Annotated in this window: 20 protein-coding genes and 1 pseudogene; 11 read left to right on the plus strand and 10 right to left on the minus strand. The window is 65.8% G+C overall.

What is annotated here, in order from left to right; all coding sequences use genetic code 11:
• Positions 1 to 98 precede the first annotated feature (98 nt).
• The 4 genes from J7355_RS08365 to J7355_RS08380 form a co-directional block, all read right to left on the minus strand.
• Positions 99 to 1,439: an ATP-binding protein gene (locus J7355_RS08365; RefSeq protein ID WP_209061610.1), complete on the minus strand. Its 1,341-nt coding sequence runs from the start codon at positions 1,437 to 1,439 to the stop codon at positions 99 to 101.
• Positions 1,439 to 2,161 (minus strand): response regulator transcription factor, encoded by a 723-nt coding sequence (locus J7355_RS08370; protein ID WP_209061611.1) that lies wholly within the window; start codon positions 2,159 to 2,161, stop codon positions 1,439 to 1,441. The genes J7355_RS08365 and J7355_RS08370 overlap by 1 nt, the downstream gene beginning before the upstream one ends.
• 48 nt (positions 2,162 to 2,209) lie before the next feature.
• Complete coding sequence (locus J7355_RS08375; protein WP_209061612.1) at positions 2,210 to 2,533, minus strand: PepSY domain-containing protein; 324 nt, start codon at positions 2,531 to 2,533, stop codon at positions 2,210 to 2,212.
• A gap of 62 nt (positions 2,534 to 2,595) precedes the next feature.
• A complete protein-coding gene (locus tag J7355_RS08380) occupies positions 2,596 to 3,015 on the minus strand; it encodes a glycine zipper 2TM domain-containing protein (protein WP_209061613.1) in 420 nt (139 codons plus the stop codon).
• Positions 3,016 to 3,179: 164 nt separating this feature from the next.
• On the opposite strand from J7355_RS08380, the gene J7355_RS08385 reads away from it, so the two are divergent.
• Positions 3,180 to 3,728 (plus strand): hypothetical protein, encoded by a 549-nt coding sequence (locus J7355_RS08385; protein WP_209061615.1) that lies wholly within the window; start codon positions 3,180 to 3,182, stop codon positions 3,726 to 3,728.
• On the opposite strand, the gene J7355_RS08390 is transcribed toward J7355_RS08385, so the two are convergent.
• Positions 3,725 to 4,840: a DUF3080 family protein gene (locus tag J7355_RS08390; RefSeq protein ID WP_209061616.1), complete on the minus strand. Its 1,116-nt coding sequence runs from the start codon at positions 4,838 to 4,840 to the stop codon at positions 3,725 to 3,727. The genes J7355_RS08385 and J7355_RS08390 overlap by 4 nt on opposite strands.
• Positions 4,841 to 4,889: 49 nt before the next feature.
• On the opposite strand from J7355_RS08390, the gene J7355_RS08395 reads away from it, so the two are divergent.
• On the plus strand, positions 4,890 to 6,182 hold the full coding sequence (locus J7355_RS08395) for a sigma 54-interacting transcriptional regulator (RefSeq protein ID WP_209061618.1): 1,293 nt from the start codon (positions 4,890 to 4,892) through the stop codon (positions 6,180 to 6,182).
• A 76-nt stretch (positions 6,183 to 6,258) separates the two neighbouring features.
• Positions 6,259 to 7,614 (plus strand): NADH:flavin oxidoreductase/NADH oxidase family protein, encoded by a 1,356-nt coding sequence (locus J7355_RS08400; protein WP_209061619.1) that lies wholly within the window; start codon positions 6,259 to 6,261, stop codon positions 7,612 to 7,614.
• 15 nt (positions 7,615 to 7,629) lie between these two features.
• Here the strand turns inward: J7355_RS08400 and J7355_RS08405 are convergent, their stop codons facing one another.
• Positions 7,630 to 7,956, minus strand: a complete 327-nt coding sequence (locus tag J7355_RS08405) for a hypothetical protein (protein WP_209061621.1) — start codon at positions 7,954 to 7,956, stop codon at positions 7,630 to 7,632.
• A 3-nt stretch (positions 7,957 to 7,959) separates the two neighbouring features.
• On the minus strand, positions 7,960 to 8,685 hold the full coding sequence (locus tag J7355_RS08410) for a BON domain-containing protein (protein ID WP_209061623.1): 726 nt from the start codon (positions 8,683 to 8,685) through the stop codon (positions 7,960 to 7,962).
• A gap of 98 nt (positions 8,686 to 8,783) precedes the next feature.
• Between J7355_RS08410 and dusB the strand changes: the two genes are divergently transcribed.
• Positions 8,784 to 9,797, plus strand: a complete 1,014-nt coding sequence (gene dusB / locus J7355_RS08415) for a tRNA dihydrouridine synthase DusB (protein WP_247739858.1) — start codon at positions 8,784 to 8,786, stop codon at positions 9,795 to 9,797.
• Between the two features lie 11 nt (positions 9,798 to 9,808).
• Here dusB and J7355_RS08420 read toward each other — a convergent pair whose 3' ends face one another.
• Positions 9,809 to 10,360 (minus strand): YIP1 family protein, encoded by a 552-nt coding sequence (locus J7355_RS08420; protein WP_209061625.1) that lies wholly within the window; start codon positions 10,358 to 10,360, stop codon positions 9,809 to 9,811.
• 138 nt (positions 10,361 to 10,498) lie between these two features.
• Between J7355_RS08420 and J7355_RS08425 the strand changes: the two genes are divergently transcribed.
• Genes J7355_RS08425 through J7355_RS18030 form a run of 4 tightly spaced genes read left to right on the plus strand, consistent with a single transcriptional unit; the run spans position 10,499 to position 15,735 of the window.
• The gene (locus tag J7355_RS08425) at positions 10,499 to 11,413 is read left to right on the plus strand and encodes a lipid kinase (RefSeq protein ID WP_209061627.1); all 915 of its coding nucleotides are present in this window, start codon (positions 10,499 to 10,501) and stop codon (positions 11,411 to 11,413) included.
• Positions 11,414 to 11,463: 50 nt separating this feature from the next.
• Complete coding sequence (locus tag J7355_RS08430; protein WP_209061628.1) at positions 11,464 to 13,674, plus strand: acetyl-CoA hydrolase/transferase C-terminal domain-containing protein; 2,211 nt, start codon at positions 11,464 to 11,466, stop codon at positions 13,672 to 13,674.
• On the plus strand, positions 13,671 to 14,564 hold the full coding sequence (locus J7355_RS08435) for a MoxR family ATPase (protein ID WP_209061630.1): 894 nt from the start codon (positions 13,671 to 13,673) through the stop codon (positions 14,562 to 14,564). The genes J7355_RS08430 and J7355_RS08435 overlap by 4 nt, the downstream gene beginning before the upstream one ends.
• The gene (locus J7355_RS18030; RefSeq protein WP_209061632.1) at positions 14,554 to 15,735 is read left to right on the plus strand and encodes a VWA domain-containing protein; all 1,182 of its coding nucleotides are present in this window, start codon (positions 14,554 to 14,556) and stop codon (positions 15,733 to 15,735) included. The genes J7355_RS08435 and J7355_RS18030 overlap by 11 nt, the downstream gene beginning before the upstream one ends.
• Before the next feature lie 837 nt (positions 15,736 to 16,572).
• On the opposite strand, the gene J7355_RS08445 is transcribed toward J7355_RS18030, so the two are convergent.
• Positions 16,573 to 17,634: a DUF5924 family protein gene (locus J7355_RS08445; RefSeq protein WP_209061634.1), complete on the minus strand. Its 1,062-nt coding sequence runs from the start codon at positions 17,632 to 17,634 to the stop codon at positions 16,573 to 16,575.
• Between the two features lie 222 nt (positions 17,635 to 17,856).
• Here J7355_RS08445 and lipA point away from each other — a divergent pair, with 222 nt between their 5' ends.
• Together lipA and J7355_RS08455 are read left to right on the plus strand one after the other, a co-directional pair.
• Entirely contained in the window at positions 17,857 to 18,852 is a 996-nt protein-coding gene (gene lipA, locus J7355_RS08450) for a lipoyl synthase (protein ID WP_209061636.1), read from the plus strand.
• A 141-nt stretch (positions 18,853 to 18,993) separates the two neighbouring features.
• Positions 18,994 to 19,563 (plus strand): hypothetical protein, encoded by a 570-nt coding sequence (locus J7355_RS08455; RefSeq protein WP_209061638.1) that lies wholly within the window; start codon positions 18,994 to 18,996, stop codon positions 19,561 to 19,563.
• 324 nt (positions 19,564 to 19,887) lie between these two features.
• Here the strand turns inward: J7355_RS08455 and J7355_RS08460 are convergent, their stop codons facing one another.
• Positions 19,888 to 20,289 (minus strand): SDR family oxidoreductase, encoded by a 402-nt coding sequence (locus tag J7355_RS08460; protein WP_348523010.1) that lies wholly within the window; start codon positions 20,287 to 20,289, stop codon positions 19,888 to 19,890.
• 54 nt (positions 20,290 to 20,343) lie between these two features.
• Here J7355_RS08460 and J7355_RS08465 point away from each other — a divergent pair.
• Positions 20,344 to 20,601, plus strand: a pseudogene (locus J7355_RS08465) (transposase); the annotation flags it as partial.
• Positions 20,602 to 20,729 lie beyond the last annotated feature (128 nt).

Genomic DNA, 20,729 nt, shown 5'->3' on the forward strand with positions numbered 1-20,729 from the left:
GCCACGTCGCCGCGGGTCGTGTAACCGTTGGGGCAGTCGCGGCGCCGGGCAAGCCGTGGGCCGCGGCGGGGGTTCGTGATGGCACGGAATCGATCGTATCACCCGGCCGGCAGTACGATGGCGACCCGCGCGCCGCCCTGTTCGCAGTGCGTGAGCGTGATCTCGCCGGTATAGGAGCGCACGATTTCGGCAGCCACCGCCAGGCCGAGGCCCTGGCCCTCGCGGCTGGTATCGGCGCGCACGCCGCGCTCCAGCAGGCGTTCGGTCGAGCCGTCGCCAAAGCCCTGGCCGTTGTCGTCGATCTGCAGGTGCAGGTCGCCGTCGTGGGTTTCGGCGCGAACGTCCACCTCGCCGTTGCCGTATTTGGCCGCGTTGTCCATGAGCGTGCCGAGCAGCTCGGTGAGATCGCCTTCGTCGATCGGCGCCTTCACCTCGGGCGCGATATGGACCCGAAAACGCGTGCCGCTTTCCGCATAGACCTTGGTCAGCGCCCGCCCCAGCTTTTCGGCGATCGGCGCGATCGCGATCGATGCCGTCAGGCTGCGCTTGCCGGCCGCGGCAGCCTTTTGCAGCTGGTAGTCGAGGATGTCGTTCATGCGTGCCAGCTGATTGCGCAGCGGCCGGCGCTGGTTTTCCTCCAGACGCTCGTCCTCGGCGAGGCCGCGCAGTACCGCCATCGGCGTCTTCAGGCTGTGTGCCAGGTCGCCAAGCGCGTTGCGATAGCGGGTCAGCCGTGCCTGATCGTTGGAGAGCATGGTGTTGAGATTGCTCACGAGCGGCTGGATCTCGTCCGGGTAGCGGCCTTCGATACGCCGCTTTTCATGCGCCTGGAGGGTGGCCAGGTTACGCGCGAGCCGGCGCAGCGGCGCGAGCCCCCAGCGCAGAATGAGCAGCTCCACAACCAGCAACACCAGCGCCGATGCGCTCAGCAGCGCCCACAGCACGCCGCGAAAACGCTGCATCTGCTTGACGAAGGTACTCGCGTCCTCGGCGACGACGAGCGTATAGCGATAATCCTTGCCGGCATCGGTGACCCACCGGAAGCCGAACGAAAGCGTGATCAGCGTGCCTTGCTCGGGATAGACACGCATGAACTGCCATTCGCCCACCGCGGGCACGGTGTCGAGTTCGATTGGATCGAGCAGCGACGGCGAGCGCCACACCGTTTCGCCGTCCTCGTCGAGCACGAGTGCGTAGAGGCCGGAGTCCGGGCGGGTAAGGTCCGATTCGGGCAGTACCCGCGGGGCAAGCTTGAAGCCGCCGTCGTCGGTGATCTCGGCACTGCCGAGCAGCGCATAGCTCAGCCCCTGAAGGCGGTCGTGCTCGGCCTGGTCGGCGCGCTCGCTCACGGCGGTTTCCAGCGCGACGCCGGTCAGCACGATGAAGGCCAGCAGAAGAACCGCGGTCGCGGCCAGCAGCCGCGCCCGCAGCGAGTTCATCACGAGTCCGTTGCGCCCGTGCTGCCGGCGGTATCGGCCTCACGCGAGGACAGCCCGCGCGACAGGCGATAGCCGCGGCCACGCAGGGTCTCGATCGGTTTGCGCGTGCCTTCGGGGTCGAGCTTGGCGCGCAAGCGGCGCACGAACACCTCGATGACGTTGGAGTCGCGCTCGGCGTTCTCCTCGTAGATGTGTTCCGTGAGCGCGGTCTTGGACACGACCTCGCCGGCGTGCAGCATCAGATGCTCGAGCACGCGGTATTCGTAGGCGGTGAGCTCTACCGGCTCGTCGGCCACGAAGACCTCCTGACGGGCGGTGTCGAGCACGATGTCGCCCGACTCCAGCTTCGGCTGCGCCCAGCCGCGCGAGCGGCGTACCAGCGCCTGGATGCGGGCGGTCAGTTCTTCCGGCTGAAACGGCTTGACCACATAGTCGTCCGCGCCGGTCTCCAGGCCTTCGACCTTGTCCTGCCAGCGGCTGCGCGCGGTCAGGATGAGGATCGGGTAGTCGAGGCCGGCTTCGCGGACCTCGCGGATGATGTCGAGGCCGGTCGGGCCGGGCAGGCCCAGATCGATGATCGCGATATCGATCGGGTACTCGCAGGCGAAGAACAGGCCTTCCTCGCCTTCGCCGGTGGCATCGACCGCGAACCCGTCACTGCGCAGCTGTGCGCACACCTGCTCGCGCAGATCGACGTCGTCCTCGATGACCAGTGCTCGCATGGGTTGTCCTACGAATGCGGTTGTGTGGATCGCCGCTTGGCGAAGATGTCAGTGGCGGGCTTCGACGTGCACCACGCGCACGCGCCCGCCGTCGAGCAGTTTGACCCGATAGTACGGGCCGCCCGGACCGTCTTCCAGCACGACATTGAGAACACGCCCGCCATATTCGCGCGAGGCGCGCCGGGCGGCTTCGCCGGGCGCGACATTGGGCTTCGGCCGGCTCTCGCGTGCCGCCGCCTCGCGGGGGCGCTGTTTGCCCGGGCCAGCACTTTCTGCCAATGGCGAGCGCAGCGCATTGCCGTCGAGCTGAGCGAATGCCGGCGCGCCGACGGCGAGCGCTGTCATGCAGGCGGCAGTCGCCAGCAGACGCATGGGGCGGGAGCGCATGGGGTCGCGGGATAGCATGGAAAACGATTCCGGTCGGCCGCGGCGGGCTAGTAGCCGCTCTGATTGGCCGGCTGATAACCGCCCTGATAGGTATTCTGGCGCTGCAGACAGTTGTTCAGTCGGTTGTTTTCCATGCGGCGCGCATTCCAGGCGCCCGCGCCGGCACCGGCCAGCGCGCCGACACCCGTGGCGATATCGCGCCCGGAACCGCTGCCGAACTGGTTGCCCAGCAGACCGCCGGCGGCGCCGCCGATGACTGCTTGGCCGGCGGTGCTCGTTGCGCCCTTCACGGCGACGTTGCGGTCATCCGACTGGTAATAGCAGTCGTACTGACCGCCGGGCACGGCCTGGAAGATCGGGTCGACCTGCGGTTTCGGGTTGCTGGCGCAGCCGGTCACGAAGAACAGGCCGCTCAGCAACGCCGCGATCAGCGGTCGCCGACAGGCTTTGAAGATGTCTGATGTCATGGCGTGGTCCCCGTAGCTATAGCGCAAACGCTAGGCCCGAAGCCCTGAACGTCTGCTTAATTCTGGTCCCCGGGTCGACGTGCGGTCGCGGCCATTCATGCCGTATTCACGCCCGTGAGCCGAGACTGTTGAAAAAGTGGGCATTGCCCGCGAGGAGGTCTGCCATGTCGATGCACACACGCGCGCTGAAGCATTTCATCGGACTGTTCGTCATTGTCTCGACCGCGCTGCTCGGCGCAGGCCCCGCACTGGCCGCCGACAACTCCGGCATCGTGATTATCGAGCAGCAGCAACGGTCGACGCCGTTCGGCAGTTACGACAGTCGTCGCCGGACACAGGTCTTCGGCCCGTCGAGCGGCTTTCGCTACGAAGAGTATCGAACCCCGGTGCAGCCGGTGTACCCGCAGTACCGGCATCGCGGCCACCACCATGATGATCGTCGTCGCGGCGGTTATGCGTACGGGCCAAGCTATCGCGGGGATCGCCACGATGGCCGGCAGGGCCGCGTAATCGAACGCTACGGGCCCGGCGCCTATGGGCGCTACGGTGCGCCCGCGGCGCCGCGGATCAACGGGTATGCCAACCCCTATCGTCATGATCACGATCGATATCGCGGCTCGTATCGCGATCGCCGTGATCACGGGCGCGCCATCGAGCGCCCCGAGCGCGCCATTCAGCCCGCCGAGCGGGCGATCGGGCGGGATCGGCGCTAACGCTCCGGTGCCGGCGTGCCCGGCATGAGATTGCAGGCGCCGAGGGCGTCCTGCCAGCGTTGCGTATGGGCGTCGAGCGCCTTGCTCAGGCGGGCCCAAACCCCCGTGTTTTCAGACAGCGTGTCGCGCCGATAGGCCGTAAACGTGGCCGGCAGCGTCGCCGTCTGTACCGCAATGAGCCGATCCGTGGCTTGTCGCCACAGTCGCCCGGCGCGCACCAGATCGGCGAGATAGGGCTGCACGCGCTGGCCGTAGATATCCAGCAGGATGGTCCGCAGTATCTTTGCGCGTCGATTGGGGCGTTGATTGAAGCAAAGCGGACGGTCGGCGAGGCGGGCATCGATGAGCGCGGTGGCCTGTTCCAGTGCGCGGCTGGCCTCGGCCGCCGCGATCTGCAGTGCGCCGCCGTATTCGACCGTGTCGAGGGTTTCATAGGCTGAAGCGAGCGCCTCGCGTTCGACCGCCTGTCCGTCGCCTATGGCCGCGCTTCGATCGGCGAGCCGGGCCAGCGCCTGGCGGCTCGCCTGCCCGGCCAGCGTGGGCTGCAGGCCGGCATCACTGCCGGCGACGCTGAACAGGTGGGTCATCGGTTCGCTTGCCCAGGTGTTGTTCCAGAGCGTCGCGGCGCGACTGGCGCTCTTGCGCGCGATCAGCGTATCGAGGCGGTCGAGAAATTCCGGGTCGACGCCGTCCGCCTGGGCGCCGAGGCGCTGCCGGCAGTCCACCAGGCCGGCTAGCAGTTTCGATTCGTAGGCGAGCCGCGCCTGTGGCGGGGCGACGCGCCCGAGAATGCTGTTGCGCTTCGAGACCAGGTTCATCACGCCGCAGCGGTGCAACTGGAAGAAGCCGATCCAGCCGGTGCGCGGCGTATCCACCGGCTGTAGCAGCGTGCGACGGGCCGGATAGCCCACACGCGGCGCTGCCGGCGCGGCTGGGATGTCGCGGTCCAGCGTGCGGGCGAGTCGGCTCAGATAATCGTCGAAACGCGCGGTCGGGCTATCGCTCACGCCGCAGCCGCCGATACAGACCAGCAGCAGGAGCAATCCGGCCCGCGCGAGCCCTGCGATGGGCCGAAACCGTCTGGGCGCCGTGCGGCTCTCGTCAGTGCGCATGGGGCAGGATACGATCGCCCAGGGGGCGCAGTTGCCGGGAGTAAACGCCATGTTCGGCGCTCGAAAGAATAATCAGATCGACAGCGCCAGACCGGCGCGGCGCCGGGTGGCGGTGCATGTGGAATCGCGTCTGGCGCAGAACGAGGCGATTCAGGAGCGCATCGTCGATGCCGTCGCGCCGCGGGCCTGTACGCCGCTGGTCGCGCCGGTCGGGCAGGTGCCCGATGTCGATGCCGTGTTTGCGCTTTATCCCGATCTCGAAACGCTGGATGCGCTCGCCCGCGCCGTGCGCGCTCAGCGCGAAAGGCGCGACGACGGGCTGCCGGTTCTGGTGGTCGGCCTGTCGCCGGACCATCTCACGGCCTTTGGCGGCTGGCTGGCCCGCGCCGCGCGTGACGATGCGGTTCATGGCCTGCGCCTGCTGGTCGATCGCGACCCGAGTGTGGTGATCTCGCGGCTCGAGGCATATCTCGAGCCGGTATACGAGACCAACATCATCGCCATGCCGGTATCGGTGGAAGTCGAGACGCGCGAGTACAAGTATTTCTTCTGCCTGAGTCCGGAGTTGCGCGGGCTGCTCAACTATCTTACCGAGCTGGCGGAAAACAACGTCGAGCGCATCTATCTGCTCGGCGGGCCGGGCGCGGGCAAGACATCGCTCGCGTACTACTACTACCTCTGCCGGCAGCGGGGAAATTTCGTCACCGTGAACCTGTCGGCCGAGTCTACCGACGACAAGGCAGCGATGAAGTCGCTGCTGTGTGGCCATGTCTCGGGCGCGTTTGCCGGTGCGGGTTCGCGTACCGGCGCCTTTTCGCACGCGCGCGAGGGTGTGTGCTTTCTGGACGAGTCCCACGGCGTGTCGGGTTCGGTGATGGAAGTGCTCGATTCGGGCCAGTATCTGCCTTATGGCGCCTCCGCCAAGCGGCCGCTGGAATGCGCGCTCGTGTTCGCATCCAACCGCAACTGGGAGACGTTGATCTCGGCGGTTAACATGGACGAGCACGCGCGCCTCGCGGCGCAGGTGCTGCATCTGCCCGATCTGGCCGTGCGGCGCGAGGATCTCGTCGCCGTGCTGGCGGTCACGCTCGACAACATGCGTCGCCGCGCGACCACCTGGCAGGCGCCGGCCGGCCTCACGCATGCCGCGTGGCAGGCGGTATGCAACTGCCCGTGGCGCGGCAACACCCGGGCGTTGATCCGCGTGATCGAGACCGCCTTCGTCACCGCAGCCACGCGACGCGCGCCGTTGATCGAGCGCGACGCCATCGACGACGCGCTGGCCCTGTGGGAGCCGGAAACCCACGCCAGCCACGGGCTATACACGATCGGCGGGCGATAGCGCCTGGCCGGTCACGGCCGAACCACAACACCGGCGCGCGGATGTATCGCCGGAAACGACGCGCTATGCTGGCCCGATGCAAGCACATCCCGACGACAAACCCGCGCCGAGCGACCATGCGCTCGGTGATCTGCGTACCCCGCTGACGCTGCCCTGCGGCCAGCAACTGCCCAACCGTGTCGCCAAGGCAGCGATGACCGAGGGTCTGTCGGATGCGGGCATGAACGCCACGCCGGCGTTGGAAACGCTCTACCGGCGCTGGTCGCGCGGCGGCGCCGGCCTGCTGATCACCGGCAACGTTCAGATCGACCGCTGGGATCTTGAACGCCCGGGCAATGTCGTCATCGACGGCGACGCCGATCAGGCTGCGCTTACGCGCTGGGCCGCGGCAGCCAGGGAGGGTGGCAACCGGGTCTGGATGCAGCTGTCGCACGCCGGGCGGCAGGCACCGCTGTACTGCACGCCGCGACCGGTCGCGCCCTCGGCGGTCGGCCTCAAGCTGCTCGGCGCCTATCGCACGCCGCGCGCGCTCACGCGCCAAGGCATCGAGTCCGTGATCGAGCGCTTCGTGCATGCCGCCACGGTGGCACGCGATGCCGGCTTCGACGGGGTTCAGGTGCACGGCGCGCATGGTTATCTGCTCAGCGAATTCCTCTCGCCGGTGACCAACCGCCGCAGCGACGACTATGGCGGCAGTCTGGAAAACCGGGCGAGGCTGCTGCTCGAGGTGGTGCGTGCGGTGCGTGACGCGGTCGGGCCGGACTTTGCCGTTGGCGTGAAGCTCAATTCGGCCGATTTTCAGAAGGGCGGATTCACCAACGACGAATGTCTACAGGTCGTGCGCTGGCTCAACGATTGTCATATCGATCTGCTGGAAATCTCCGGCGGCAGCTATGAGCAGCCGCGCCTGCTCGGCCATTCCGGCGATGCCGCCCAGGCCCAGGACGATCGGCGAGAAAGCACGAAGCAGCGCGAAGCCTATTTCATGACGTACGCCGCACTGATTCGCGAGGCGGCGACGATGCCGCTGATGGTGACCGGGGGTTTTCGTTCCCGCGACGCGATGGTCGATGCGCTGGCCAGTGGCGACACCGACGTGATCGGCCTGGGTCGACCGCTGTGTGTCGATCCGGCGTTCGCGCAGCGCCTGTTCGAGCGGACCACCGAGCGCGCGGAGGACCCCGGCGCCGATCTGGCCTACGGGGCGGGAAAACTCGGGCCGCGGTCGTCCGTATCCGCGCTGCGTTTTCTCAACATCTTCTCGCAGATGGGCTGGTACTACGTCCAGCTCATGCGGATGGGGCGGGGTCTGGAGCCGGACTGGAAGATGCCGCTATGGAAGGGCCTGTTGGGCCACGTGAAGGCCGAACTCGCTGCCGCGCGCCGTATCCGGCCCTTCCAGAAGAAGGCGCAGACGCTCGACGCGGAATGATGCCGCGCCGGTGTTCTAGCTGAAGACCGCGATCCCGAGCAGAAGCACGCCCAGCGTGTTGATCGCGCCGTGGCCGAGAATGAGCAGGCGCGGCGGCGCGCTGTGTTTCCAGACGAGGCCGAACAGCACCGCGCCCGCACCAAAGCCCACCGCCAGCAGCGCAAACGCGCTCCAGACCAGCGTGCCCGGCACGATCAATGCGCCGATGAGCAGGCACAGCAGGCCGAGGCCCGCGATCGCGCCGTGACCCATCCGCAGCGGCGCGGTGGCACCATCGAGCACCGCCATCGCGGCGCCGCCCAGCGCGGCGATCAGCAGTAGCCAGAAGGCGACGACCAGCATGGTCTAGCTCTCGCCGGTCTGCGGTTCGGCCGGCGCGGCGGGCTTGTCCTCGGCGGCGTTATCGCCGGCTTCGGCGTCGTCGCCGCCGTCATCGCCCTGCGGCTGCGGCTTCTTTTCGGACTGGGTCGGCTTGTCGCCCGCCGCTTTCTTCGGCGGCTGGGCGTTCTGTTCCGGCGTTTTCTGCTGCGCGTCGTTCGAGGGCTTTTCGGTCTTGCTGGCGGCTGCCGGGGCGCTCGTCTTGCCGTCCGCGACTTCCAGCTCGTCGACGACGTCCTGCACGCCGGCCTGCGAGCGCGCCAGCTTGATCGCACGCTTGCGCGTCTCGTCGTCCGGCACGTTGCCGGTGAGCGTGACGACGCGGTTCTTGACGCCGACCGAGATAGCCGCCTTGTCAAATTCCTTCTTGTCCAGCACCTCGCGCTGGATCGTACGGAACAGCACTTCGTCGTTGACCGTCTTGTTCACGGCCTGGGAAGCGGCTTCGACCTTCTTGCGCGCTTCCTGGAGCTTGGCTTCAGCCTCGTTGAGATTGGCCTGCAGCTCGCTGAGCTCTTCTTTCTTGTCGTTGACCTTTTCCTGGGCCTCGTTACGCGATTCGCGGCTCTCGTTGAGTTTTTCGACCGCGTTGTCGTACTTCTCCTGCGGCGTTTCCGAACAGCCGGACAGGGTGGCGAGGCCCAGCGCGAGGGCGACAAGCAGGGCGGCAGGGCGAAGCGAGGTGTTGATCATCGAAGCCTGGAAAGGTGATAAACCGATGCAATCGAAAATAACACGTTTCGATCCGCGATCTGCAGGGCGTATCGCGACGTGCTTTAGAATACGCCGCCATGCGTATCGCCGGTTTCCAGTTCGATCCGGGCCTCGCGGCCGCGCCTATGGCGGGCGTGACCGACCGTGTCTTTCGCCAGCTCTGCCGGAGTCTGGGCGCACGCGCGACGACCGCCGAGATGGTGTCGGCGCGCCCGGAGCTGCGCGCCACGCGCAAGTCGCGGCTACGGCTCGACCACGACGGCGAGCCGACGCCGCGCATCGTGCAGATCGCCGGTGGCGATGTCGCCGATCTGGTGCATGCGGCACGGGTCAATGCCGACGAAGGCGCCGATATCATCGACATCAATATGGGCTGTCCGGCCAAGAAGGTTTGCCGCAAGGCTGCCGGCTCGGCCCTGATGGCCGATTACGACCGGGTGGCCGCGATTCTGGATGGCGTCGCGGCCGCGGTCGATGTGCCGGTCACGCTGAAGATGCGCACCGGCGTCAGCGCAGACCGGCGCAACGCCGTGGCGATCGCGCGGCGCGCCGAACAGGCGGGCATCGCAGCGGTCGCGGTGCACGGGCGAACGCGCGACCAGCACTACAAGGGCGTGGCCGAGTACGACACCATCGCAGCGGTCAAGCGCGCGGTTTCGATCCCGGTCTGGGCAAACGGCGATATCGACTCGCCCGCGAAGGCGCGACACGTGCTTTCGGTGACGGGCGCCGACGGCCTGATGATCGGGCGTGCCGCCTGCCGACGGCCCTGGCTGTTCCGGGATATCGCTATCGAACGGGCGACCGGGCGGGCGCCGGCGCCACCGACGCTGGCCGACGAGCGTGAAATTCTGCTCGCGCTCGTCGAGCAGCTGCACGACTTCTACGGCGAGCAGCAGGGCGTGCGCGTTGCGCGCAAGCATCTGGCCTGGCTGCACGAACGCCGGCCCGCACGGCCGGCGCTCTACATGGACATGGTCCAGGCCGACACCGCGGCGCGTCAGCTGCGCCTGCTCGACTGCTATTTCGACGCCGCGCACGACGCCGAGGCGATGCGCGGCCCGGGCAGCAGCGCCCGCGCGGCTGCCTAGCCCGGTACGCCCTAGACCGCGGGCGCCGGCGACGGCCCGCCCATGCCCAGGCTCGCGGCGCCGCCCAGCAGCGCCAGGATGAGCAGCTGCGCCAGCCAGCCGATCAGGCAGACGCCGATGGCGCGCCCGGTGCTGTTGTAATCCAGCGCCTGGCGTACGGCCACCACCATGGTCGCCAGCATCCAGACATAGACGACCAGCAGTAGGATCGGCCCCAGCACGGGAATGAAGCCGAACACGCGCAGCAGCCCCGGCGCAGCCGCGAAACCGAGCGTGCGCAACAGCTGGCCGACGTCGGCCTCGGTCTGTGCCTCGGGCAGCAGTTTGGTGCCCACCGCCCAGATGATTGCTGCCCAGATCAGCCAGCCGAGCAGCGAGGCGATGGCGGTCAAAAACAGCGCGCCGATGCTGCCGCCACCGAGCGCGCCGATACCCGCCGCCAGCGCGGCAAGCACGACCACGATCGCGGCCTGGCCGGTGGCGCTCTTGTCGTGTTCGACTTCCTCGTAGGTCGGCACCTGCAGTTTCGCGGCGCCGATCATCCGTTGGGTAAAGCTTTGCATGGGGGACTCGCGGGTTCGTTTCGTGTTCGATATTGCTGCAAAGCCGCGACGCTGGCCAGCCCCCGCGCCCGCGCGCGACGCGTCGATTGCGCTGGACTCGGGCGGCCACTACGCTAGCCGCAACCGCTTTCTGCACGGATGACCATTCTGCGCGCGCTACTGCTGATCAACCGCGAATCCCGCCAGGGCGAAGCCAACGCACAGGCGGCCCGCGACGCGCTGGAAGCGCTCGACGTCGAGGTCACGCTCGGCCAGTTCGAGCAGCCCGAGGACGTGCCGGCCGAGATCGAGCACCACGCGCCGGCGGTGGACGTCATCGTGCTTGGCGGCGGCGATGGCACGCTCAATCTCGCCGCGGCATCGGTGATGCGCGCGGGCAAGGCCATGGGCGTGCTGCCGCTGGGCACCGCCAACGATTTCGCGCGCACGCTGCTCATCCCGACCGAACTCGAGGCGGCCTGCCGGAACGTGGTCGAAGGCGTCACCCACAGCGTCGATCTGGGCCAGTGCAACGACGTGTATTTCGTCAACGTCGCAAGCATCGGCCTGGCCGTGCGCGCCTGCGAATATCGGTCTGACGCGGCCAAGCGCTGGCTCGGTTCGCTGGGTTATGCGAGCAACGTCTTCTCGGCCTATCGCGATACCGAGCCCTTCTACGCCACGGTGCGCTTCGGCGACGAGACCCATCAGCTGCGTTCCATACAGCTGGCGGTCGGCAACGGTCGTTATTTTGGCGGCGGCCTGGCCGTGGCCAACGACGCGGCGCTCGACGACGGTCGCCTCGATCTTTACAGCCTCAAGCCGCAGTCGCTGGCCCGTCTGGTGGGCATGCTGCCGGCGCTGGTGCGCGGGCCGGACAAGTCGGTCCAGGGCGTGCAACTGTTCGAGGGCACCACGTTCGAGATCACCACCGACCGGCCCATGCCGGTCAATACCGATGGCGAGATCCTGACCGAGACCCCGGCGAGCTTCCGTGTGCTGCCCGGCGCGTTGCAGGTCAAGGTGCCGCAGGCTTACGTCGATCGGTATGGCCGCAACCGCGACGTCGCCTGAAGCCGAGGGCGCCATGACCGGCTGTCGGCACGCACATCAGGACACATCGCATGAGTGATCGCCCGCTACGCTTCACCGAAGCCGAGGCCACCGTCGACTGGATCATCGAGACCGTCGGCCACGATATCCGCGTGGGTGCGCCGCTGGGGCTGGGTAAGCCGGCCACGCTGCTCAATGCCCTCTATGCCCGGGCCAAGGCCAACCCCGCGATTCGGCTGAGTATTCTCACGGCGCTGTCGCTGGACGTGCCACACGCCTCAAGTGAGCTGGAACGGCGGCTCATGGATCCGATCGTCGAGCGCGTGTTCGAGGACTATCCGGGCCTGCACTACTTGCAGGACGTGCGTACCGGCGCACTGCCGGACAATGTCACCGTTTCGGAATTCTTCTTTCAGCCCGGTTCCATGCTCGGCAACGAGCACGCCCAGCGTCACTATCGTTCGGTGAACTACACCCACGTGGCGCGCGACCTGATCGACTCGGGCGTGAACGTGCTCATGCAGATGGGCGCGCCGGGGCCCGACGACAGCTGTTTTTCTCTGTCCAGCAATACCGATGTCACCCTCGACCTGGTCCCCGTGGTCGAAGCCATGCGCGAACGCGGCGAGCCGATCTGGGTGGTGGGCCAGCTCAACGCGCGCATGCCGATGATGACGCGCAGCGCCCTGGTGGATGCCTCGCTGGCGGATGCCGTGTTCGAGGGCGAGGCCGCCAGCTTCAAGCCGTTCGGCGCGCCCGCCATGCCGGTCGCGCCCGCCGACTACGCGATCGGCCTGCGCGTATCGAGCCTGATCGCCGACGGCGGCACGCTCCAGATCGGCATCGGCTCGTTGTCGGATGCGATCGCCTACAGTTGCGATCTGCGCCACAACCACAATGCCGACTACCAGGCGCTGATGGCCGGCATCGACCGCAGCGACGACGAGGGCGCGCTGATCGAGGCGATCGGCGGCCTCGAGCCATTCGTGCAGGGCCTCTACGGCTGTACCGAGATGCTGGTCGAGGCCTATATCCAGATGTATCGCGCGGGCGTGATCTCGCGTCCGGTCTACGACGACATCGGCATTCAGAAGCTGCTCGATAGGGGCGCGATCGGCACCGACGTCAACGCGACCACGCTGGCGGCGCTGCGCGACGCTGGCGATCTGCGCAGCCAGCTCGACGAAACGGACGTGGCGCGGCTCAAGCATATCGGCGTGTTTCACGACCGCGTGTCGCTACGCGCTCGCGAACTCGACGCCGGCGATGGCGGCGCGACCATCGCCGCCGATCTCGACGACGACGAGGCCCGCGCCGCGATCGAAACGCGCTGCCTGGGCGACCGGCTCAAGGGCGCCACGCTCGTGCATGGCGGTTTCTTTCTCGGGCCGAACAGCTTCTACGACGCCCTGCATGATCTCGACGACCACGAGCGCGAGCTGTTTCACATGACCAGCGTCGGCGAGATCAACGAGCTCTACGGCAACGAAGCCCTGCGCCGCGGCCAGCGCCGGCAATCGCGCTTCGTGAACACCGCGATCAAGGCGACGTTGTCTGGCGCCATCGCCTCGGACGGACTCGAAAGCGGACAGGTGCTGTCCGGCGTGGGTGGCCAGTACAACTTCGTTTCCCAGGCGCACGCGCTCGACGACGGCCGGTCGATCATCTGCGTGCGCGCGGTGCGGCAATCCAGCGATGGTTCCGAGTCGAACATCGTCGCCCACTATGCGCACACGACGATCCCGCGCCATCTGCGCGATATCGTGGTCACCGAATACGGTGTGGCCGACCTGCGTGGCAAGACCGATGAACAGGTCGCCAGGGCGCTCATCGAGATCGCCGACGCGCGCTTCCAGGACGAGCTGCGCAGTTCGGCCGTTGCCGCCGGCAAGCTGGCCCGCGATTACCAGGTGCCGATAAGCGCGCGCCGCAACACGCCCGAGAACGTCGGGCGCTGGCTGGCCGCGGAACAGGCCCGGGGCCGGTTCGAGCCGTACCCGTACGGCAGTGATTTCACCGAAATCGAACGCGCGCTCATCGGTGCGCTCAGGAAGCTGCAGGGCGGCTCGGCAGGCCAGACGCTGTCGCAGTTCGTGCGCCATGCCTCGCGCCTGGCAAGCCTGCCGGTCGCGGCCGCGCCCTATCTGGAACGCATGGGTCTGGAGCGCCCGCGCAGCCTGCGCGAGTCGCTTTATGCGCGCCTGGTCACGCTGGCGCTGATCAATGACGGCGTGATCGACGCAAACGACGACGAAACCGAAGACAGCGACCACGGCGCATGACCGGCGCGAACCCGACAAGGCGCTTCGACAGCCCCGAAGCGCTCGACGCCGCGCTCGTCGATCAGGCCTATATCACCGATTCCGAGCTGCGCATGACGCTCTATCTGGCCATGGCGCTGGGCAAACCCTTGTTGGTGGAAGGCCCGGCGGGCGTCGGCAAGACCGAGATCGCGCGTGCGCTCGCGGCAGCGCTGGATACGCGCCTCATCCGCCTGCAGTGCTATGAAGGCCTGGACGCGGCCCAGGCGCTCTATGAATGGGACTATCCGCGCCAGTTGCTCGAAATCCGGTTGCAGGAAGCCGCCGGCGCGTCGGTGGACACCCTGCGCGCCAGTCTTTACAGCGACGACTTCCTGCTCGAGCGCCCGCTGCTCGCCGCGCTGCGCCGCAGCCCGCCCCCGGTGCTGCTCGTCGACGAACTCGACCGTGCGGACGAGGCGTTCGAGAGTTTCCTGCTCGAAATCCTCTCCGAGTGGCAGATCAGCATTCCCGAATACGGCACGGTGCGCGCGGCCGTGCCGCCGGTGGTGGTGATCACGGGCAATCGCACGCGTGCCCTGGCCGAAGCCACGCGCCGGCGCTGTCTCTATCTCTGGCTGGATTATCCGGATCGCGCCAAGGAACGCGCCGTGCTCGAACGCCGGCTGCCCGGCATCGACACGACGCTCGCCGATGCCATCGTCGACTATCTGGCCTGGGCCCGGGGCCAGGATTTGCTCAAGACGCCGGGCCTGTCGGAAACACTGGACTGGGCAGCCGCCCTGATCGAGATCGGCGCGGCGGATCTCGACAACGCCCAGGTCCCCGCCACGCTCGGCGCGCTGTTCAAGGACCCGGCCGATATCGACGCGATGCGAGAACGCCTCGCGGCATACCGCGGTGGGCACTGAAGCGTCCGATCGCGGCGCGAGCGGGGACTGGTCGCTCGCGCAGGGCGTGGCCGCCTTCGCCGGCGAATTACGTGCCCAGGGGGCGATCGTCAGCCCGGCTGAAAGCGCCGACGCCCTGGCTGCACTGCGCGCGCTGCCGATGCTGGACAAGGGCCGCTTCGCGCGCGTCTTGCGGGCCTGCATGGCGAAAACGCCCGAGGATCGCGCCCGTTTTGACGTGGCCTTTCGGCGTTTCTGGGGCGCGATCGACGCCACGCCTGCACAGGTGGTCGATGCCGACCCCGAGGCCGATACGAGCGACGACAGCGCGACGCCTGTTCGCGCGGCCGCCGAACGGACCGAGCCCGAACCGGCGCGCGCGCAAGCGGTCGAGCAGGCGCGCAGCGATGGCCCCAACGACGGCGCCAGCGGCGAGCAGCGTGCGATGCGGGCCGATCTGGGCGCCATCGACGATCATGAACGTGCGGCGATGGAGCGGCTCATACGCACGCTGGGCCGCCAGCTCGCCCGACGCGCCGCACGGCGCTGGCGTCAACGCAGGCGCGGTGCGCTTGACCTGCGTGCGAGCCTGCGCGGTGCGATCGCGCGCGGCGGCGAAGTGATGGCGTTCAAGCGTCGCTACCGGCCGCGGGAACGGCCTCGGCTGGTGGTGTTCGCCGACGTCAGCTACTCGATGGACGCCTACAGCCGGTTCTTTCTGTGTTTCGTGCACGCCTTCGGCCAGGTGTTTCGATCGATCGAAAGCTTCGTGTTCAGTACCCGGTTGTCGCGGGTCAGCCAGGCCCTGGCGCAGGGGCGTGTCGAATCCGCTCTGGCGCGGTTGGCCGATACGGTCGAGGACTGGGCCGGGGGTACGCGGATCGCCACGTCGCTGGAAGCGTTTCTCTTTCGCCACGCGGACTCCATGCTCGATCGCAATACCGTCGTGATGATCGTGTCCGACGGCTGGGACAGCGACGAGCCGGCGTGCCTGCAGGCGGCTCTGAAAGAATTGCGCGGCCGTTGCCGCGCGCTCATCTGGCTCGATCCATTGATGGACCACCCGCGTTATTTCACGAGTGCGCTGGGCGTGCAGCATGACTCGCCGCATGTCGATCTCTGTGCGCCGGCGCGAGATCTCGATGGACTCGTGCGGTTGGTGGATCGGCTTTCGCGAGAGCGGTTGGTCTAGATCCTATTGTCGGGAGCTGGTGTTGGACGGCGTTGGCATCTTTCCGTGATTGTTCCCAAAGACTTGCCGTTCTCCGGCTAAGAGTTTTTCGGAACTCACGAGTTCGTCGAGTTTTTCGGAACTCACGAGTTCGTCGCACCTGTTGTTTCGCACTGCAGTGCGACTCACTTTCTTTTGCTTGTCCAAAAGAAAGTAAGCAAAGGAAAAGGACACCCGGGTTGCGCGCCGGCGCGAAACGCGCCGGTGCACTGCGATGCTCGGTCCGAAGGGACGCGGCCAGAACTCGGATCGCTTTGGCGATCCTCAGACATGCTGGCCGCACCGGCGCAATGCGCCGGACACCCTTCGGCCCTGTGCTTCTCGTCGTTTCACACGGGGCCCGAATACAGCGCGGCCTGCCCAGCAACGGAGTTGGAACAGCTGCCAAGTCGACGTTGCGGTGTTTTGCTACGTTCCGGCCGGACTCGCCTTCGGCTTTGTCCGACGAAAATCGCTTCGCGATCTTCACGGCGAAGCGATAGCGAGCCTGTCTTGAGTCTGTATTCGGTTCCCTTGGGCGCAGCGCTGAGCAGTGGAGGCCGAAAGAGAAAAAGACAGCCGGATGTTTGAGTCGCGCGCAGCGCGGCGAGTTTCCGGCTGTCCTCTTTCGGCCGGAGCCGCGCAGGGCACCGATGCGTAGCATCGGCGCAAGACAGGGTGTCTTTTGTTTTGGTGCCTTTTATTTGGACAAGCAAATAAAAGACACTCGCACAGCAGTGCGAAATCTCAGTTCTAACAAAAACTTGGCGTTGATCGAGAACTCGCGCCTTGAGCCGAGATCCGCAAAAGCATTTGCCGCTATTCGACCGTAAACCGCCGCGCACCAATCAACTGCCCGTCATCGGTAATAACCGCCACGCGCCAACGACCGGACGGATCGTCACCCAGTGCGAGCTTGTGGCTCCAGGCGCGATACCCGTTCTCCGGCCCGCCGCCGGTGATCTCCAGCGGAATGCGATCGACCACTTCGCCGTCGTGCGACCAGACGTGGAGCACCTGCTGCTGCAGGCCACGCGGCGCGGCAATCGCGGAAAAGGCGTAGAGGCCGTCGCCGCCGAGTTCGTCGGCCGAGAAGCGCGTGCGGTTGTCGGCCGGGGTGCGGTTGGCCACATCCACATGAAGCGTGATCGCCATGTCGGTGGCGCGCAGCGTGGCGGGCGGGATCCAGAAGCGACCGAACCAGGCCATGAAGCCGAGCGCGACCGACAGCCCCGCGAGCAGGAACCAGCGCCACCAGTGGCGTGCCTGTAGGGCATCGTTGAAGCTGGGCAGGGCACAGACGCCCATAGCCACGGAAGCGATGGCGACCGTCTCGCCGGTGGTCAGCGAGAGCATGATCGGCCCGGCGGTGAGCAGGGCGACGAACAGGGTGAAGCCGTGAAAACCCAAAAACAGCCAGCGTCGGCCCGCGATGCCGTTCAGATAGAGCGGATCCACCGTCGATACGCCCGCGGCAACGATGAGCAACCCGGTGAACAGCGCCTGGCCACTCAGCCATGTCGTCGTTGCCAGAAAGAATGGCAGCACGAAGAACAGCGTTTCCTGGTGCAGGCACTGGGCCGCGAAACGAACCGCGGCCTGCGGTATGCGTTCGCCGAGAAAACGCGCGAGCAGGCGACAGAGCAGGCCCTCGAACAGCAGCGCTACCCAGCCCAGCAGCATCAGCGCGGTCACCCACTGGGCCAGCGTGGCCTGACGCTCCACCAGGAAAAAGCTGGCCGCGCCCATGGCGAAGGATGCCACCGGCACCAGTCGCCGATAGCGAAAGGCGATCCGGCCGGCACGGCTGTCCAGCAGACGCGCGAAGTAGCGCTCGGCAGGGCTTGTGGCGGGCTGTTCGTCGAGGGTGTCGGTGGCCACGGGGCTTGCTTTGCGGTGGGAAATACGGCATTCGGCGCGCATCGCGGGATGCGGCGTGCGCGATCATAGCAACGCGCGGGCTGACCGGCAGCTGACCCTGGCCACGGCTTGCAACTCGCCGCGGTGCCCGCAGCGTAGACGACATGCGGCCGGGGCACGCGACCCCGGTGTTATCATCAGCGCTGGTCAACGACACAGCAGTCATCGACGGTCGAAGACACCATGAGCGATTTCAAAGGCATACCCGTGGTCACGGGCAGCAAGGTGCAAAAGCCCAACGGCACCCGTGCGATCAAGAACGGCATGAAAGCGAGCAAGAAAGCCGCCTCGGTGCCGATCGGACGCAAGCCGGACTGGCTGCGTGCGCGCCTGCCGACGGGCGAGAAATATCAGGCCGTGAAGAAGAACGTGCGCGAGCACAAGCTGGCCACGGTCTGTGAAGAATCCATGTGCCCGAACATCGGTGAGTGCTGGAGCCACGGCACGGCCACCATCATGATCATGGGCGACACCTGCACCCGCGCCTGCCGCTTCTGCGCGGTGGATACGGGCAACCCGCGCGGATGGCTCGACCCGCAGGAACCCGAGCACTGCGCCGAATCCGTCGAGATCATGGGGCTGAACTATATCGTGCTCACCTCGGTCGATCGCGACGATCTGCCCGATGGCGGTGCGCAGCATTACGCCGACTGCGTGAAGGCGATCAAGGCTCGTACGCCCGATGTGCGCGTGGAAGCACTGGCGCCCGATTTTCGCGGCGTCGAAGAGTATGTGGACAAGGTCGTCGATTCGGGCCTCGAAGTGTTCGCGCAGAACGTCGAGACGGTCGAGCGCCTGACCCATGTCGTACGCGACGCGCGGGCCGGCTATCGGCAGACGCTTGACGTGCTCGAGCACGCGAAGAAGCACAACCCGGACGTGCTCACCAAGACGAGCGTCATGCTCGGCCTGGGTGAGACCGAGGACGAGATCGCGCAAGTTCTGGACGACCTGGCCGCGATCGGTGTCGATATCGTCACCTTCGGCCAGTATCTGCGGCCGACGGTCAATCACCTGCCGGTCGAGCGCTATGTGCCGCCGGCGGATTTCGCCAAGTATCGTCAGTGGGGCCTGGCCCGCGGCTTTCTCGAAGTGGTCTCCGGGCCGCTGGTACGCAGTTCCTATCGCGCGGATCGCGTGTTCGACAAGAATAACGCCGGGTTGGATCAGACCGCGTAGCTTGTCACTGCTGACTTTTTAAGGAGAAGCCTCGGCTGCGTGCCGGGGCTTTTTTTTGTCAATTAATAGCCATCGCCATATTATTGACAGCCGTTTCGCATATCAGATAGTATTTCTCGTACTTAATGTCTGGAGGCATTTATGGAAGAGGGGAATTATTCGCTTGATTCGTTAAGACAGTTTTTCGATCGAGCAGCTAATAACGGTTTAATGAACCGAAATACCGCGCAGAGTCGAAAGGCAGCTGCTAACAAGGTGCTTGGCGTACTTCCAGAGGACGAAGTCGGTGACTTGCGGGAAGTGGACTTGGAGGATGCGTTCCGCCGTTTCCAAAATCTGGAGGGGATGTCATATAAGCCAGATAGCCTGCAGGTCTATCAGAGCCGTCTTAGAACAGCTGTCTCGGAATTTATTTCATTCGTTGATGCGCCGGCTCAGTTTAAGCCCACCGGGAATAGACGAGGCGGAGGAAAGAAACAGGCGAAGGGCAACGATCAGAGGACGCCCGACAGTCAGGAGGAAGTCAGTACGAGCCTCCATACGACGACATATGGGGTGAACGCAAGGCGGGACTGTATTGCGGTGCCTGTGCCCATTCGCGAAGGGGTGACAGTCCAAATACAAGGAGTGCCGCTTGATCTGACAGCAGGAGAGGCGGGGAAAATAGCTGCGATAATAAAGGCTTATGCGGCTACAGAAGAGCAAAAATAAGGAGGCTCTATAGAGGAGCCTCCTTATTACGCAAGAGAATGGAAAGTCCACTTCCTTACGGTTGGCACCATTTACGGTAGTGGATTCTCTTTAACTAATCAACGACGGAGTGTGCTTTCCCGCTTCGTTGAGGTTAATGCTATGGACGAGAATCTACCTGCGCCGTCAGGCTATAAATGGGTGTATTGCCGTTTTCGGCGTGTAAAGAATAGCGATCGCTATCTTGATGCGCATGAATATGGCTATCAAGCTTGGCGGTTTTTAGTTCGCTGCTAAGTTAACGGAGGGGGCATATAACGCCCCCTCTTCTTTGGCGCTCGCGTATCAGCTCATGTTCGGCTGGCCGTTGGAGGCCGACAGGCCGCCGTCGACCGGCAGGTTCACGCCGTTGACGAAGCGTGCGTCGTCGCTGGCCAGAAAGGCGATCACGTCGCCCACTTCCTCGGGCTCGGCGGCGCGCCCGGTGGGCATGCGGTCGGCGAACTTGGCCATCAGTTCGTCGTTGTCGAACATCTTGGCGGTGAGTTCACTGCGGGTCAGGCTCGGGCAGACCGCGTTCACGCGCACGCCGTCGCCGCCATGATCCAGTGCCAACGCGCGGGTGAAGTTGGTCACCGCGCCCTTGCTGGCGTTGTAGATGCCCATGGCCCAGTCGCCGCCGATGCCGGACACCGATGACGTATTGACGATGTTGCCCCGGGTCTTGAGCAGACGACCATCCCCCACTATTGAGTAGCAGGCCGATCTGGAGTCCAATCACCCGAAGTCTGGAGATTGGACATGAAGAAGCGTTACACCGAAGAGCAGATCATCGGTTTTCTGAAGGAGGCCGAGGCCGGTACGCCGGTTAAAGAACTGTGCCGCCGGCACGGTTTTTCCGAGGCCAGCTACTACACGTGGCGGAACAAGTTCGGCGGCATGGACGTCTCGGATGCCAAGCGGCTGAAATCGCTTGAAGCCGAGAACAGTCGCTTGAAGCGGCTGTTAGCCGAGTCGATGCTCGAAAACGAAGTCACGCGCGAGGCCTTGCGAAAAAAATGGTTCTTCGCAGATAAGCGTGAAAGGCGGCGGTGACCGCATGGCTTAAGCTTGGATTGCTACCACGCATTCCAGGCAACCAAGAAAGGCCACCGCCATGCCCGAGGCTAATCTGCTTTCCCTGTTCT

Source organism: Endozoicomonas sp. G2_2 (assembly GCF_017744135.1).
Classification (GTDB): Bacteria; Pseudomonadota; Gammaproteobacteria; order Nevskiales; family Salinisphaeraceae; genus Salinisphaera.

Excerpts from the sequence above, each read along its gene's own strand:
- J7355_RS08365 (WP_209061610.1), bottom strand. The coding sequence starts at position 1,439 with ATGAACTCGCTGCGGGCGCGGCTGCTGGCCGCGACCGCGGTTCTTCTG.
- J7355_RS08370 (WP_209061611.1), bottom strand. The coding sequence starts at position 2,161 with ATGCGAGCACTGGTCATCGAGGACGACGTCGATCTGCGCGAGCAGGTG.
- J7355_RS08375 (WP_209061612.1), bottom strand. The coding sequence starts at position 2,533 with ATGCGTCTGCTGGCGACTGCCGCCTGCATGACAGCGCTCGCCGTCGGC.
- J7355_RS08380 (WP_209061613.1), bottom strand. The coding sequence starts at position 3,015 with ATGACATCAGACATCTTCAAAGCCTGTCGGCGACCGCTGATCGCGGCG.
- J7355_RS08385 (WP_209061615.1), top strand. The coding sequence starts at position 3,180 with ATGTCGATGCACACACGCGCGCTGAAGCATTTCATCGGACTGTTCGTC.
- J7355_RS08390 (WP_209061616.1), bottom strand. The coding sequence starts at position 4,840 with ATGCGCACTGACGAGAGCCGCACGGCGCCCAGACGGTTTCGGCCCATC.
- J7355_RS08395 (WP_209061618.1), top strand. The coding sequence starts at position 4,890 with ATGTTCGGCGCTCGAAAGAATAATCAGATCGACAGCGCCAGACCGGCG.
- J7355_RS08400 (WP_209061619.1), top strand. The coding sequence starts at position 6,259 with ATGCAAGCACATCCCGACGACAAACCCGCGCCGAGCGACCATGCGCTC.
- J7355_RS08405 (WP_209061621.1), bottom strand. The coding sequence starts at position 7,956 with ATGCTGGTCGTCGCCTTCTGGCTACTGCTGATCGCCGCGCTGGGCGGC.
- J7355_RS08410 (WP_209061623.1), bottom strand. The coding sequence starts at position 8,685 with ATGATCAACACCTCGCTTCGCCCTGCCGCCCTGCTTGTCGCCCTCGCG.
- dusB (WP_247739858.1), top strand. The coding sequence starts at position 8,784 with ATGCGTATCGCCGGTTTCCAGTTCGATCCGGGCCTCGCGGCCGCGCCT.
- J7355_RS08420 (WP_209061625.1), bottom strand. The coding sequence starts at position 10,360 with ATGCAAAGCTTTACCCAACGGATGATCGGCGCCGCGAAACTGCAGGTG.
- J7355_RS08425 (WP_209061627.1), top strand. The coding sequence starts at position 10,499 with ATGACCATTCTGCGCGCGCTACTGCTGATCAACCGCGAATCCCGCCAG.
- J7355_RS08430 (WP_209061628.1), top strand. The coding sequence starts at position 11,464 with ATGAGTGATCGCCCGCTACGCTTCACCGAAGCCGAGGCCACCGTCGAC.
- J7355_RS08435 (WP_209061630.1), top strand. The coding sequence starts at position 13,671 with ATGACCGGCGCGAACCCGACAAGGCGCTTCGACAGCCCCGAAGCGCTC.
- lipA (WP_209061636.1), top strand. The coding sequence starts at position 17,857 with ATGAGCGATTTCAAAGGCATACCCGTGGTCACGGGCAGCAAGGTGCAA.
- J7355_RS08455 (WP_209061638.1), top strand. The coding sequence starts at position 18,994 with ATGGAAGAGGGGAATTATTCGCTTGATTCGTTAAGACAGTTTTTCGAT.